Origin of the sequence: uncultured Porphyromonas sp. (assembly GCF_900541275.1) — a bacterium.
In the GTDB taxonomy this organism is placed as follows: domain Bacteria; phylum Bacteroidota; class Bacteroidia; order Bacteroidales; family Porphyromonadaceae; genus Porphyromonas_A.
Window position 1 is genome coordinate 1 of record NZ_UQJH01000013.1, and the last position, 15,716, is coordinate 15,716.

Below are 15,716 nucleotides of genomic sequence, written 5' to 3' on the forward strand. Positions count from 1 at the left end.
GACGCACCTCGAGGGGCTTCTCAAACTTCCAGAGGTTGCCCCCTCCGTAGAGGTCAAGAGTCACCTTGGGGCCCATGGCAAACTCGAGGGATGCATTGGGGGAGCCCATCACCGCCCAGTGGAGGGCGTTGGTCTTCAGGGCCACTTTCTGTGCCTGCGCGCCTAGTGCAGCTGTGAGCAGCAGCGCCAGCGTCAAGACGATTCTTCTCATTTGCTTCATAATAATATGCATGCCATTGCATGCGAGCCGAGTCTATACGGACTATGATTACTTGATATGAGATACCTTATCTGCTACTAAAGTGGCACTCTGCCTCACCTCTGTGAGAAGTACTCAACCTTGTATACAAATCGATCCCATATCAAGTGGAACTCTTACATGTGACAAAGGTAAAGCTTTATTTATAACTTGACACACATTTTCAAGCCTTACAAGAAAATCAAATATGACAAGAGACGGCTATCCCGCTTGTAGAGTGTGTTTCTACTAAATGTTAAAATTAATATTTCTGACAATTCGGAATAATATCCTTGTTGGCATTTAATACAAAATGCCGACCAAAAGAATAACACCAAGCCGGATAAAGGCGCATCAGAAGTGAGATCTGCGACAAAAAAGCGACAAAAAGCGAAAAACACGCAGCTATTGAGGAATAAAGGCGATCGGTGAGGTAGATAATAAAAATAATAAATAAGGGGAAAGAGGGACAGCACATCCCTATCGGACGAGTCGGATAAGTCGGACGGGTCGGACAGCGCAGAGGACACCTGCTCGCTTTTGGAAAATCCATCCACCTCAACCGATCCCGGAGGTGCGGGGTTGCACCCCTTGTGGGTGCCCGCTTCGTAGCCACAGGTCGAGGGGCGTAGCCCCGATGACCCGTGGATCAGCCGGAACATACATCCTCGACCCCTTGGGGCTCGCAGAGTCGCTATCGGTCAAATCTAATACCGATATTAGTGATCTCTAATATCGGTATTAGTAATCACTAATACCGGTAAAAGAAATGGCCCCCCTCTAGACCGGGGTATCGGACGGGTCGGACGAGTCGCGCTGTCTTATCGGACATATCGCGCTGTCTTATCGGACGAGTCGGACGAGTCGGACAAGTCGGACAGCGCAGATCGAGTGCCACCATACCTACCGAGCCGGAAAGGGCCAGGCAGCGCAGATCGGTGGTGCACCCCTCCGGGGTGCTCGCTCCATAGGCATCGGTCATCCGCGAAGCGGTGACCGATGTATAGCGCCCCACCCTAGCACCACGACCCCGCCAGGGTGTCGCCGAGCTGAGCCCCACTTCCCGGCGACCCCTGGCGGGGTGGTGGCACATTGCGTCTGCCTATACATCGGTCGTCGGCACTTCGTGCCTCGACCGATGCCTATGGAGCGGGCATCCTACGGATGCTGGAGGGCTGGAGAGCGTGAGCTGGGGGAAGCACCGAGGAGGGCTGGAGAGCGTGAGCTGGGGGGAGCACCGAGGAGGGCTGGAGAGCGAGAGCTGGAGGAGCACCGAGGAGGGCTGGAAAGCGAGAGCTGGAGGGGGGCTGGAGAGCGAGAGCTGGAGGGAGGACCGAGAAGGGCTGGGGCTGGGCGTCCGACTCGTCCGACCCGCCCGGGCGTAGGCAAAAAAAAGAGGGCCGCATCCCGGTGTGGGATACGGTCCTCGTACAGGTTTGGTATGCCCTTAGGTCAAGGGCTTGGGGCTGTGACCGGGAGGGATTACTCCTGCTCGCCGGTGGTCTCAGCGTCCTCCATCTTCTCGCGGAGCTCGGCGAGGGCGTCGAGGTCTCCGAGGGTAGACTTCTCTGCGGGGGCAGAGGTGGTGGCGCTCTTATTGACCTTCACGTCTGAGGGGGTAGCCTCGACGTTGAGTCCCTTGGCGGCATCCTCGTAGGTGCGGGTGTGGCTGACGATGATGCGCTTGGCGTTGCGATTGAACTCGAGCACCTTGAAGTTGAGCTCCTCGCCCGTCTGGGCCTCAGAGCCGTCCTCCTTGGTGAGCTGCTTCAGGGGTGCGAAGCCCTCGATCTCCTCGGGGAACTCGATCACCGCACCGCGTGCGCTGATCTCGCCTACCTTGCCCTTGTGGATAGAGCCGATGGAGTAGACGCCCTCGATGCTGCCCCAGGGATCGGGGGTGCACTGCTTGTGGCCGAGTGAGAGACGACGGCTCTCCTTATCCACATCCAGGACCACGACATCGATCTTGGAGCCGATGGAGGTGAAGTCGCTCGGGTGCTTGATCTTCTTGGTCCAGGAGAGGTCGCTGATGTGGATCAGACCATCGATCCCGTCCTCGAAGGTTACGAAGATACCGAAGTGGGTGAAATTGCGCACCTCAGCGGTGTGCTTGCTGCCGATGGGGTAGCGCTCCTCGATGCTCTCCCAGGGATCGGGGGTGAGCTGGCGGATGCCGAGGCTCATCTTGCGCTCCTCGCGGTCGATGGAGAGGATGACGCACTCGATCTCCTCGCCTACCTTAAGCAGGTCGGAGGGGTGGTGTACGTGCTTCGTCCAGCTCATCTCGCTGACGTGGACGAGACCCTCTACCCCGGGCTTTACCTCTACGAAGGCACCGTAGTCGGTGAGGACAACGACCTTGCCGGTCACCTTGTCACCCACCTGGAGGCTCTCCTCAAGAGCGTCCCAGGGGTGGGGGGTGAGCTGCTTCAGACCGAGGGCGATACGCTTGCGCTCCTCATCGTAGTCGAGGACGACGACATTGATCTTCTGACCGATCTCGACCACCTCCTCGGGGCTATTGACACGACCCCAGGAGAGGTCCGTGATGTGTATCAGACCATCGACACCACCGAGGTCGATGAAGGCACCGTAGGAGGTGATGTTCTTCACCGTACCCTCGAGTACCTGACCCTTCTCGAGGTGAGAGATGATCTCGGCACGCTGTGACTCGAGCTCCTCCTCGATGAGAGCCTTGTGCGATACGACGACATTGTGATAGTCGGGATTGACCTTGATGACGCGGAACTCCATCGTCTTGCCGACAAACTCCTCGAAGTCGCGGATCGGACGGACGTCGATCTGTGAGCCGGGGAGGAAGGCATTGACACCAAAGATATTGACCAGCATACCACCCTTGATGCTTTTGTCGATGTATCCGGTGATGGTCTCCTTGGACTCGAGGGCCTCCTCGATGCGCTTCCAAGCACGGTCGCGCATAGCGTCCTCGTGAGAGAGCAGAGGACGACCGTCCTTGGACTCCGTCTTGCGGACGTACACCTCTACCTCGTCACCGACCTTGAGATCCTTATTGTAGCGGAACTCGCTTGTGGGGATGACGGCGGGAGCGCGCAGACCCACGTCTACCTTGACCTCACGCTTGTCCATAGAGATCACCTTACCGGAGATGATCTCGTCCTCGGTGATATTGGGGATGGTCTCAGCGTACTTCTTCTTCTCCTCCTCCAGCTGCTCAGCAGAGATGTCGGACTCGCGGTTGTACTTGTCCCAGTCAAAGTCCGCGTTGGGCTTTGTCTCGTCGTACTTTGTAATCATGCATTAATAGCTCTAGGCTATCATGTTTCTAAAAGGGTTAAACAATACGTTACTATGCCCGTCCACCCCTTTCCCTCCGGGAAATCGGTGGACAAGCACAGCGCAAAGGTAACGTAAATAATTGAATCCTAAAACCCTGCCCCGTCGGTGGAGGGCTGTGGGCCGGTTCGGACGATTATTTTTTTCGTACCTTTCCTACCTAATCATCATCTACTCTATAGCCATATGACTCAGAAGACCTCCAAGCGACTCTACCTCATCGACGCCTTTGCGATGATCTATCGGGGCTACTTCCCCTTTGCCAATCGACCGATGCTCAATCGCCGGGGCGAGGACACCTCGGCGGTGCTGGGGTTTGTCAACACCTTTGACAAGATCCTCGAGGCGGCGGAGGGGGAGTACCTCGCGGTGGTCTTTGATCCGCCGGGAGGAACCTTCCGCAGCGAGGAGTACGAGGAGTACAAGGCACAACGGGCGAAGCAGCCCGAGGCGATCACCTTTGCGCTCCCCTATATCCGCGAGATCATCACGGCGCGCGGCGTGCAGAGCTACGAGGTGGCCGGGTACGAGGCGGACGACGTGATCGGGACGCTGGCGACGCACCTCTCGGAGGCGCACCCGGAGCTGGAGGTGCTGATGGTGACGCCGGATAAGGACTATGGACAGCTGGTGACGGAGCGGGTGCATATGCTTGCGCCGGGGTCGGCGGGCGGCTTTGACGACCTGGGACCGGGGGAGGTGGCGGCAAAGCACGACCTCACCGACGAGACGCAGGTGCGGGACTTCCTGGCGCTGATGGGGGATGCGTCGGATAACGTGCCGGGCGTGCCGGGGATAGGGAAGAAGCGTGCCGCCGATCTCCTGCGGGCCTATGGCTCCATCGAGGGGATCTACGACCATATCGATGAGCTGAAGGGGAAGATGAAGGAGAATCTCCTCGAGCATCGGGAGCAGCTGGAGGCGTCCCGCCACCTCGTCACCATCGTCACCGATGTGCCGATAGAGGTCTCCCTCGAGGAGATGACGCGTGGCGCTCAGGATCTGCAGCGACTGGTGGACCTCTATGACGAGCTGGACTTCCGCTCCAAGAAGAAGGCACTGCTGGACGAGTCTCCGGTGCCCACACCTCGGCGAACCCTCTTTGACCTCACCCCCGTGGAGGCGGCAGCAGAGCCCCCGGTGGAGGACTCGGTCGGCGACCTCTCTACCGTGGAGCACAGCTACACCCTGATCACGGGGGAGGAGGAGATGAAGGGGCTCCTCGAGGCTCTCTCGGGGGCTGAGGCCTTCTCCTTCGACACCGAGACGGACGGGCTGGACGGGATGCAGGACCACCTCGTGGGGATCTCGGTCGCCGTGCGCCCGCACGAGGCGTGGTACCTCCCTCTGCCGGAGGATATGGAGGAGGCGAAGGCGCTGCTGAGACCCTTGGCTCCCTTTTTCTCCGACCCGGAGAAGGTGAAGGTGGCGCAGAATGGAAAGTTTGACCTCAAGTTCCTCTCCCGCTACGACCTCCACGCCGTTCCGCCACTGTGGGACACGATGCTGGCGCACTACCTCCTCGACCCGGAGGCGCGCCACGGGCTGGACCACCTCTCGGAGACGCTCCTGCGGTACCGCCCGATCCCGATCGAGCAGCTGATCGGCAAGGGCAGTAAGCAGAGGAATATGCGTCAGGTGGATCCGAGGGAGGTGCTGCCCTACGCTGCCGAGGATGCCGACCTGACGCTGCAGCTCTACCACCACCTCCGACCGCGGATCGAGGGCGAGGAGCACCTGAGGTCGCTCTTCTATGACATCGAGATGCCCCTCGCGGGCGTGCTGCTGGAGATGGAGCAGGCGGGTGTGCGGGTCGATGTCGATCTGCTCCAGAGTGCGATCGTAGACCTGTCGACGGAGCTGGAGCGGATAGAGGAGGACTTCCAGAGGTACACCCTGGGGGATCCGGTGAATATCAACTCCCCGAAGGAGGTGGGCGACTTCCTCTTCGGGCGCTTAGGGCTGAGCGAGAAGCCCAAGAAGACTCGCACGGGGCAGTACTCCACACGGGAGGAGGACCTGGAGATGGTAGCCGACCGGCACCCTGCCGTGCGGCTGATCCTCGACTACCGAGGGCTCTCCAAGCTGGTCAATACCTACCTCCTCCCGCTGCCGATGATGGTCAATCCGGTGACCGGGCGCATCCATACCACCTATCATCAGGCGAAGACAGCGACCGGCAGGCTCTCCTCGAGCGACCCCAACCTACAGAATATCCCGGTGCGGGACGAGCAGGGGCGGGAGATACGCAAGGCCTTCACGGCAAACGATCCCGCCGCCGGGGACCTCTTCGTCAGCGCCGACTACTCCCAGGTGGAGCTGCGACTGATGGCGCACCTGAGCGGAGACACCTCACTGATAGAGGCGTTTCGCCACGGGGCGGACATCCACGCCGCCACGGCAGCCAAGATCTTCGGCATCCCCGAAGAGGAGGTGACGGGGGAGATGCGGCGGAAGGCGAAGACTGCCAACTTCGGCATCATCTACGGTATCTCCGCCTTTGGTCTCTCGGCGAGGCTGGGCATCCCGCGAGGCGAGGCGAAGGAGCTGATCGACGGCTACTTCAGTTCCTTCCCCGGCGTGAAGCGCTACATCGACAAGACCATCGAGCAGGCGCATAAGGATGGCTACGTCGATACCCTCTTCGGACGCCGGCGGTACATACAGAATATCAACTCTCGTAATCGCAACCTCGTCGCCAACGCCGAGCGTATGGCGATCAACGCCCCTATCCAGGGCACCGCCGCCGACATCATCAAGGTGGCGATGGTCCGGGTGGCGCGACGCCTGCGGGAGGAGGGCTTCCGCTCGCAGATGATCCTGCAGGTGCACGACGAGCTCTGCTTCACCGTGCCGGGCGATGAGCGCGAGCGGCTCGTGGCGATGGTCAAGGAGAAGATGGAGCAGGTGCTCCCCTCGCTCTCTGTCCCGCTCGTCGCCGATGTCGGCGTGGGCGAGAATTGGCTCGAGGCCCACTGACCTCTCATGCGTACTCCCCTGTGTGGGGTAAGTCCGGGGGGCAGGAGCGGCGCATTTGAGCTTTACATAAGTCATTCAACTCATTGTGAAGGGTGGGGGACGAAGCACCCCTTGCGGGTGCCCGCTCCATAGCCACCGGTCAAAGGGCGTAGCCCCGAAGACCCGTGGATCAGGCTCCCTGATAAGTGCGACACCCTGGCGGGGTCGTATATCTATCCGGAGGTCCTCTTTCCCGGGGTCATCGGCACTTCGTGCCTCGACACCCGGGCTAAAAGCCGACGATCCCTCCGGGGCTCTGCCCCTGCGGGATCGCTAGGCGATGCATCCCGGCAGGGATTATCACTTCTTTGCAGTACCGCTCAAATGCGTCACCCCTATCCCTTAGCTGAGGTCGACTATGTAGGTCTGAACTTCTGTCTATCTTTGTCGGAAGAAACAATAAGCCAAGAGACTATGACGGAGACAATGACCGAGCGCGAGACGAGGAAGAAGTGGTACAGGCAGGAGTGGTTTTACGTACTCCTGTCGCTGGTGCTCTTTGTGGGACTTTCTTATGCCTACTTCTATCCCGCGGCCTTTGAGGACCGGGTGCTCTACCAGGTGGACGGAGCCGCCTCGCAGGGTACGGGACGGGATGTGGTCGACTACCATAAGGAGACCGGAGAGTGGTCCCGCTGGACGGGCAGCCTCTTTGGGGGGATGCCCACCTACCAGATCCGCCCAGACTACGACTCTCAGGCACCCCTTGTGACGCTGCGGAGTCTCCTCCGGCTCGAGTGGCCGATCGACCTGATGCCGGGCGACACCTACCTCCTCCTGATGATGCTCCTCGGGGGATACCTCTTCATGCGGAGCTGGGGGCTGAGGCGGGGGCTCTCGGTCTTTGGGGCGATCCTCTGGACCTTCTCCTCCTACTTCCTGATCCTGATACAGGCGGGGCACATCTGGAAGCTCACCACCCTCGCCTTCATCCCACCGACGATCGCGGGGCTGGTCTACGCCTTCCACCGACGATACTACCGCTTGGGATTTATCGTCATGGCGGTCTTCACGGGGCTGCAGATCCTCTGCAATCACTACCAGATGAGCTACTACTTCGCCTTCCTCATGGCGGGTATGATCATCGCGTGGGCGGTGGAGGCCGGTCGTCAGGGGGAGTGGAAGCACTTTGGCAAGGCGCTGCTGGCGGTGACGCTGGGGGGCGTCGTCGGGCTGGGGCTCAATGGTTCGGGTCTCTACCATACCTGGGAGCTACAGCAGGAGACGATGCGCGGGGGGAGCGCCATCGCAACGGAGGGCACGGGTGAAGCCTCCTCCAAGGGGCTCTCACGGGACTATATCACCGCCTGGAGCTACGGCGTAGATGAGACGCTGACGCTGCTGATCCCGGATGCCAAGGGAGGCGCAAGCGGCGCCATCGGCTACGATGAGCCGGCGCTGAGCAAGGCGCGGATGGAGAGTAGAGCCTTCGTGGCACAGCAAAACCGCTACTGGGGCGATCAGCCCTTCACGGCGGGACCGGTCTACGTGGGTGCCTTTGTCCTGTGGCTTGCGCTCTTCGGCATGGTGGCGGGTAAGGGCCCGATGAAGTGGGCGCTGCTGGCGGTCTCCCTCCTCTGCCTCCTGCTCTCGTGGGGGCACAACTTCCCCGGGCTGACAAATTTCTTCATCGACCACGTGCCGCTCTACAATAAGTTCCGCACCCCCTCGTCGATCTTAGTGGTCCCGGAGCTGACGATACCGCTCTTTGCCGTCTGGGGCCTGGCACTGATCCTGCGGCAGCCGGATAGGCTGAAGACTGACAGGGGAGCGACGATCACGGCGAGCGTGCTGACGGTCAGTGTGGCGCTACTGGCGTACCTCTTCCCCTCCATCGGCGGCTCCTTCACGTCGCAGATGGAGCAGCAGGCACTCGCTCCCTACCTCGCACAGATGCCACAGCTGATCGATGCGGTCGAGGACCTCAAGAGCGTCCGGACGGCGATCTTCAGGGCCGATGCGCTGCGGTCGCTGATCTATCTCCTCGTGGGGATGGGCATCCTGCTCCTTCTCTATAAGAAAAAGGTGAAGCCGATGCCGACGCTGGCACTGGTGACACTGCTCTGCCTCGTCGATCTCTGGACGGTGGACAAGAGGTACCTCAATGACTCCATGTACCACCCGCGGACCGACATTACGGCGAGGGTGCAGGAGAAGACACCGGTGGACGAGCAGATCCTCAGCGATCCCTCCGAGGCGAGGGTGATGAACCTGTCGGTCGATACCTTTAATGACGCCACCACCTCCTACTACCACCGCTCCATAGGGGGCTATAATGCGGCCAAGTTGGGTCGCTATCAGGACCTGATCACCGGCTATCTCTCCAAGCTGGATCGGAATGTCCTCCGGGCGCTCAATACGAAGTACTACATCGTGCCCGACAGCGTCACCGGTCAGCGGCTCGTGGTCGACCCGGAGGCGTACGGAGACGGATGGTTTGTCTCCGACATCCATACGGTCACCGGTCCAAAGGAAGAGTACGATGCGCTTGGGCAGCTGCCGCTCGACCGAGTGGCGGTGGTGGACAAGTCGCTTGTCGGGGGCTTGCCCACCGGCACTCTCCGGGACAGCCTATCCACGGTGACGCTCACCGACTACGCTCCTGACCGGCTGGTCTACAGGACCTCCAATGCGCATGCCGGTCTGGCGGTGCTCTCGGAGATCTACTACCCGCACGGCTGGGAGGCGCGCATCGATGGCGAGGAGGCGAAGATCCTTCGGGTCGACTACCTGCTCCGCGGTCTCGTCGTCCCGGCGGGGGAGCATGAGGTGGTCCTCACCTTTGACCCCAAGACCCTGCAGGTCACCGAGACAACCGCCTACGCCTCCTACGGCGTGCTGCTACTGGTGATAGTTGTGAGCGGGCTCCTCTACCATCATCACCGGCGGAGGGATGAGAAACGTGAGGCGTGAGGCAGATCCATCTGGCTCAGGTCGACTCCACCAATAGCTACCTCCGGCGACGTCTCGCAGAGGAGCCGGACCTGGAGGAGTACACGGTCATCACCGCCACCGATCAGACTGCAGGGCGCGGTCAGCCCGGTCATCGCTGGGAGGCGACGGCGGGGCAAAACCTCACGATGACCCTGCTCCTTCACCCGGGTGACCTGATGGAGGACGGGGGGACGCTCTTTGACCTCAATATCCTCACCGCCCTTGCCGTGAGACAGGCGCTCCTGCGCGAGCTTCCCCCCGGGGCGGAAGTGAAGGTGAAGTGGCCTAACGACCTCCTCGTCGGCGGGCGAAAGATCTGCGGCATCCTGATCGAGAACACCTTCTCCTCCTCTCGCCTCGACGCAAGCGTCGTCGGCATCGGGGTCAATGTCCTGCAGGAGCACTTCGGTGAGGGCTATCCGACGCCACCCACCTCGATAGCCATAGAGCAGCGTCGGCTCGGCGTAACACCCCTCACCGGTGACGGTTGGCACGACCGACTGGTCTACGAGATCCTTGAGGCGCTCGAGGAGTGGCGGAGTCGACCGGTTAGCCGACTACGAGCGGAGTATCACCGCAGTCTCTTTGGACGGGGAGAGGTGGCCCGCTTTGCTCGACCCTCCGGCGAGACCTTCTACGGGATGATCGAGGGGGTGAGGCCCGACGGTCGGATCCTGATCCGCGAGCTGCCCACGGGGCGCCGATCGCTCTACGCCTTCCGGGAGGTCTCGATGGTCCTCACCGCCTCCCTCAACCTGGGTCTGTGAGGGACGTCCCTCTCTTTGAGGTGCCTCCGACCGCCATTTCCCGACAGATGCTCTGCGATCATCAGGAGATCCCATATTATATAGGGATGAAAGCTGCAACGAACTTCCGCTGACGGCTCCCAGACTTGATCGACCCTCGTAGGGAGACGATCCGATGGCTCAGTATTGTAGTGAGTGTTTCGAGTGACCCTTTTTTACTTACCTTTGTAGAGTTGTTAAAGTGAAACTGCACTCGTGGGGTGCCATCGTAAGGTCGATGGGGCTGTGAGCCAGACCTCAGGTCTATGGAGTGAATATTATTATGACAAGCAAGCGAAGTCTTCTCTCGTCCCTATCGCGATCTTATCTCAATCGATGGATCGTGCTTGCGATCGACATCATCACGGCACTCTTCTGCGCCGTTCTTGCCGCTCTCGCCACACGCTACTTTGTCGGCATGCCCGAGGTTGCACTGCGGACTTTAGTCCCAGCCAGCTTGGCTGCTGTGGCTGTCGGTGCCACTGTCGCCGACTTCCTCACAGGGGTCCATAAGCAGATCTTCCGCTTTACGACGCTCAGGGTGAGCTTCAATCTCCTGATCTCCACGCTCATCAATGCATCCATCTCCCTCCTCACCCTCTATGTGATCAACGTCACGCTCCTTCACCTCACCTTCTCGCCCAAGGTGATCCTCTTCTACTGCGGGAGCTACGTGATCTTCACCTACCTTATCGCCCTTGCACTCCGTGGGGTGATGGTCTTCCTCGCCCGCCGTCTCCTCGTCAGTACCGATGGACCGATCAGCCGTAAGCGGGTCATGGTCTATGGTGTGAAGAGCAACTCACCCGGTGTCTCCTCCCTCATCGAGGGGAGCACGACCTACCGGATGATGGGCTTCGTGACCAATGATCAGGCGGTGGCCGGTCACGAGATCAATGGTCACCGGATCTATCACGTAGCCGGGCGTAACGACCTGTACCTCCTCAAGCGCTCCAAGAGTCTCGATGGAATCCTCTTCACGGACCGAAGGGACTTCCTCGGTGAAGGGGAGAAGGTAGTGCAGGACTGCGAGTCGATCCATCTGGAGACCTACCTCCTGCCTGCTGTCTCCGAGGCGAGCAGTGACACGATCGCGCTGGAGAGTGTCCGTAAGATCCGGATCGAGGACCTCCTCTTCCGCGACACCATCCATCAGGATAATGGGGCAGTCCGCCAGCTCTACGAGGGCAAGGTCGTCATGGTGACCGGCGCTGCCGGCAGTATCGGGAGTGAGATCGCCCGACAGATCGCCTCCTATGGCGTCCGCCGGCTGATCCTCCTCGAGATGGCAGAGTCGCCCCTCCACGAGATCCGCTTAGAGCTGGAGCACGACTACCCCGACCTTGACCTCGTGCCGATGATCGGGGATGTCCGAAATAGGGAGAAGGTGGAGATCGTCTTTGACCGATACCGCCCGGATATCGTCCTCCATGCCGCTGCCTACAAGCACGTACCACTGATGGAGGAGCATCCCTGCGAGTCCGTCCTCGCCAATCTCTCCGGCACGCGCAACATCGCCGATATGTGCGTCAAGTATGGAGCTGAGCGCATGGTGATGATCTCCACGGACAAGGCGGTCAATCCGACTAACGTCATGGGTGCCTGCAAGCGCGCCTGTGAGATGTATATCCAGAGCCTCGGCAAGGCGATCCAGGAAGGAAACGTGGAGGGGAAGACGATCTTCATCACCACCCGCTTCGGCAACGTCCTCGGCAGCAACGGCTCCGTGATCGGGCTCTTCCGTCGGCAGATCGCCTCCGGAGGACCTGTGACGGTGACGCACAAGGATATTGTCCGCTTCTTCATGAGCATCCCCGAGGCGTGCAGTCTCGTCCTGCAGGCGAGCACGATGGCGGAGAGACCACAGATTTTCGTCTTCGATATGGGCGAGGCACACAAGATCGATGACCTCGCGCGTCGGATGATTCGCCTCTCAGGATTTGAGCCGGACAGGGACATCCAGATCGTCTACTCCGGACTTCGCCCCGGTGAGAAGCTCTACGAGGAGGTGCTGGCCACGGCGGAGAATACTGAGCCTACCACAGTCGATAAGATCCGCATCGCCAACATCCGACCCAGTGACTACGATGCCGTCAGCGCTCAGGTCGCTAAGATCATAGACACCGCTCGGAACTTCCAGACCGAGGAGGCGGTTCGCGAGCTCAAGGTGCTGATCCCGGAGTTTGTCTCCAATAACTCTCCCTTCCAGAAGATCGATGAGGAGCTCCACCGCTCCAAGTGATGGTATACACGAAAAAGGGGCTGCGTTGTCGCCATGACAATGCAGCCCCTTTTCTTGTTTAGTTGATCTGTTACTTGACCACCTCTCCACGAATGGTGAGGACGGATGGTCCCTTCTTGCCATTGCTGTAGACCGAGATGGTCTTGACGAAGGGGTAGATGCGTCCCGTGGGATCGTAGGTGACGGTCACCTTACCCTCCTTACCCGGAGCGATCGGATCCTTGGAGAATGAGGGCGTGGTGCAGCCACAGCTCGAGATCACACGGGTGAGGACGAGGGGCGCATTGCCGACATTCTTAAGGGTGAAGACGTAGGTGACCGGTCCGTCACCCTCGCTGATGGTGCCGAAGTCATGCTCCGACTCGACAAACTCGATCGCAGCCTTCTTGCTGTCATCTTGCTGCAGCCCCTGTGCCATGGCCGTCGCCCCGAAGAGGCTCAGCACAAGCAGGGAGAGCAGGTAAAGTGTACTTCTTTTCATCATGTTATTTCTTTCCATTATTATCTGATTATGAGCAACTACCGATACGGAGCTACCTTACGTGTAGTGACAAAGGTACGAAATTATTCGTAGGCCATACTCTCCTGCTCTCTCACGGGCAGGGGGGACGCATTAGATCTTTACAGCTATGCAGAGGAGATCTGTGGCGGGAGATCCCTCTCCTAATGCACCCGACTGCCGATCCCGCAGGGGGTGCTTCGTTCCCCACTCTTCGTAATGAGTTGATGGACTTCTGTGCTACTCAAATGCGTCACCCCTCTCTCACGGACCCCTTTGGTGCCCCCTCCTCAGCCGTCTGTCTAATATCGGTATTAGACTTGCCCCTGCAGATGAGGGAATTGTGGTGGGAGCGCCCTCCCCCTAGGCATCTCTGTGGGTGGTAGGAGAGTTTTTTTGTACCTTTGAGAAAATCATGAAACCAAGAAACCAATAACTCACATCTGTATGTCTGAGGAAATCAAAAATCTGAAGCCCGAATTGGTCTGGAAGCATTTCCACGCCTTCACCCAGCATCCCCGCCCCACCCACCACTGCGAGGAGATCTCGAAGTATATCGCCGGCGTCGGTAAGGAGCTCGGTCTCGAGACCCGCCGCACTGAGGCAGGTAACGTATTTATCTACAAGCCCGCCTCTGAGGGGTATGAGGATCACGCGATGGTGACCCTCCAGTCCCATATGGATATGGTGCCACAGAAGACTCCCGAGTTGGATCACGACTTTGTGAAGGACCCGATCGATGCCTACATCGATGGCGAGTGGGTCACCGCACGCGACACCACTCTCGGTGCCGATGATGGCATTGGGGATGCGATCACGCTGGCGATCCTCGAGGATAAGACGCTGAAGCACGGCCCCATCGAGGCGATCTTCACCGTCGATGAGGAGGAGGGTATGATCGGTGCACACGAGCTGGTCGCCGGAGACATCAAGGGTAAGTACCTCATCAACCTCGACTCCGAGATGATGGGCGAGATCTTCATCGGCTGCGCCGGCGGTGTGGATGTCACCGCAACACTCGGCTATAAGGAGGAGAAGGCAAAGAAGAGCGCCATCGCCTACGAGCTCTCCCTCTCGGGCCTCAAGGGCGGCCACTCCGGCGTGGACATCAACCTCGGTCGTGGCAATGCCGTGAAGATGCTCTTCCGCTTCCTCAAGCACGCCGTCCAGGAGACAAACCTCGACATCGCCTCCGTCGATGCCGGCACGCTCCGCAATGCTATCCCCCGCGAGGCTAAGGCGATCGTCTGCGTCAAGGAGGGGGAGAAGGCAGACACCCTCGTCAAGATGGTCGAGGAGTGGGAGTGCCTCTTCAATGCCGAGTATGGTCAGGTGGAGAATCACATCACCTTTGCCATCACTCCGATCGAGGAGGAGCCGAAGAAGGTCATGCCCCGAGAGGTTCGCGATGCGGTGATCCTCGCCATCAGTGCGGTGCACAATGGTGTCGCCTCTACCCTCGTAGACTTCCCCGGCACCACCGAGGCGTCGTCCAATCTTGCGATCCTCAGCATCGAGGAGGGTGAGGTACACGCTAAGTTCCTCGTCCGCAGCTCCAGCGAGAGCCGCAAGGAGATGGTCGCCGACATGGTCTGCAGTGCCTTTGAGCTGATCGGTGCCGAGGTGGAGCTGAGTGGCTCCTACACCGGCTGGCAGCCCAATGCGCAGTCCCACCTGCTGGACGTGACGAAGGAGGCGTATAAGGAGCTCTTCAAGGCTGAGCCTAAGCTCCAGATCATCCACGGCGGACTGGAGACCGGGCTCTTCCAGGGCATCGCCCCCGAGACCGATATGGTCTCTGTAGGACCGACGATCCTCCACCCGCACAGCCCCGACGAGCGTGTCAAGATCGACACCGTCGGTCAGGCATACGACCTCGTCGTACGGATGCTGGAGAAACTCTGACGCACCAGCGAGAGGGCGCTCCGCAAGGGTCCCATGACGACTGAGATCGAAGCCATCGTCCTCACAGCGGTACGCTTCTCCGACACCGCTTACATGATACATATATACAGTGACCTCTTCGGGTCGCTGTCCCTGAGAGCCTCTCGTCCCGCCGGCCGCAAGACAGCTGGTGGGGCGAGAGCCCTTTTTATCCCCCTCTCCGTCGTCCGCACCACGATTGACTACCGGAGTATGCGGGAGGTCTTCATCCCCCGAGGGACGACGATCGTGCAGCTCCTCTCGGCGCCGGGCGTCGACCCCTCCGCCAATGCCCTCGCCCTCTTTGCCACCGAGCTGCTCCACCGGCTCCTCCGCTCTGCCTCGCCGGACCGAGCGCTCTACGGCTACCTCCGGGAGACTCTCGCCGACCTCGACCGGATCCGCGAGACGGCGCGCGCCTCGTGGCATCTGCGGCTGATGATCGGCCTTTGCCACCACCTCGGGATCCTGCCCCGGTACGAGGAGTACCGCTCCGGTGACGTTCTCGACCTGCAGGAGGGACTCTTCCGCGCACCGAGGAGCCGCAGCGAAGGGGCAGAGACGGGCAAGGCGGCGCTCCTCTACCGCTTTATCACCGACCCCGATCCGCTCGCCATCCCTCTCTCCAGGGAGGAGCGAAATAGCCTGATGACGCTGCTCCTCGACTACATGACCTACCACTTCCCTGAGATGGGGACCCTCAAGTCCCCCGCCATCCTCCGCCAGCTCCTCTCCTGAGGTGACGTGGGGCAGTGTGGG

Annotated in this window: 10 protein-coding genes; 7 read left to right on the forward strand and 3 right to left on the reverse strand. The window is 60.1% G+C overall.

From position 1 onward, the window contains the following. Positions 1-211, reverse strand: a 211-nt coding sequence (locus QZR17_RS06050) for a DUF3575 domain-containing protein (RefSeq protein WP_297128947.1), incomplete at its 3' end; no start/stop codon positions are given. 1,211 nt (positions 212-1,422) lie between these two features. Between QZR17_RS06050 and QZR17_RS06055 the strand changes: the two genes are divergently transcribed. Next, entirely contained in the window at positions 1,423-1,623 is a 201-nt protein-coding gene (locus QZR17_RS06055) for a hypothetical protein (RefSeq protein ID WP_296164967.1), read from the forward strand. 97 nt (positions 1,624-1,720) lie between these two features. Here the strand turns inward: QZR17_RS06055 and rpsA are convergent, their stop codons facing one another. After that, positions 1,721-3,517, reverse strand: coding sequence for a 30S ribosomal protein S1 (gene rpsA, locus QZR17_RS06060; RefSeq protein ID WP_297128950.1), 1,797 nt, complete (start codon positions 3,515-3,517; stop codon positions 1,721-1,723). 225 nt (positions 3,518-3,742) lie between these two features. On the opposite strand from rpsA, the gene polA reads away from it, so the two are divergent. The 4 genes from polA (at position 3,743) to QZR17_RS06080 (ending at position 12,535) form a co-directional block, all read left to right on the forward strand. Continuing rightward, on the forward strand, positions 3,743-6,535 hold the full coding sequence (gene polA / locus QZR17_RS06065) for a DNA polymerase I (RefSeq protein ID WP_297128953.1): 2,793 nt from the start codon (positions 3,743-3,745) through the stop codon (positions 6,533-6,535). A 453-nt stretch (positions 6,536-6,988) separates the two neighbouring features. Next, entirely contained in the window at positions 6,989-9,487 is a 2,499-nt protein-coding gene (locus tag QZR17_RS06070; RefSeq protein ID WP_297128956.1) for a hypothetical protein, read from the forward strand. Further along, positions 9,484-10,275: a biotin--[acetyl-CoA-carboxylase] ligase gene (locus tag QZR17_RS06075; protein WP_297128959.1), complete on the forward strand. Its 792-nt coding sequence runs from the start codon at positions 9,484-9,486 to the stop codon at positions 10,273-10,275. The genes QZR17_RS06070 and QZR17_RS06075 overlap by 4 nt, the downstream gene beginning before the upstream one ends. A 301-nt stretch (positions 10,276-10,576) precedes the next feature. Then, positions 10,577-12,535, forward strand: a complete 1,959-nt coding sequence (locus QZR17_RS06080; protein WP_297128962.1) for a nucleoside-diphosphate sugar epimerase/dehydratase — start codon at positions 10,577-10,579, stop codon at positions 12,533-12,535. Positions 12,536-12,605: 70 nt separating this feature from the next. Here QZR17_RS06080 and QZR17_RS06085 read toward each other — a convergent pair whose 3' ends face one another. After that, positions 12,606-13,016 carry a DUF1573 domain-containing protein gene (locus tag QZR17_RS06085; RefSeq protein WP_070464027.1) on the reverse strand — a complete coding sequence of 137 codons (411 nt, stop codon included), beginning with the start codon at positions 13,014-13,016 and terminating at the stop codon, positions 12,606-12,608. A 465-nt stretch (positions 13,017-13,481) separates the two neighbouring features. Between QZR17_RS06085 and QZR17_RS06090 the strand changes: the two genes are divergently transcribed. Further along, positions 13,482-14,939, forward strand: coding sequence for an aminoacyl-histidine dipeptidase (locus tag QZR17_RS06090; RefSeq protein ID WP_297128965.1), 1,458 nt, complete (start codon positions 13,482-13,484; stop codon positions 14,937-14,939). A 33-nt stretch (positions 14,940-14,972) separates the two neighbouring features. After that, entirely contained in the window at positions 14,973-15,695 is a 723-nt protein-coding gene (locus QZR17_RS06095) for a DNA repair protein RecO C-terminal domain-containing protein (protein ID WP_297128968.1), read from the forward strand. Positions 15,696-15,716: the final 21 nt, after the last annotated feature.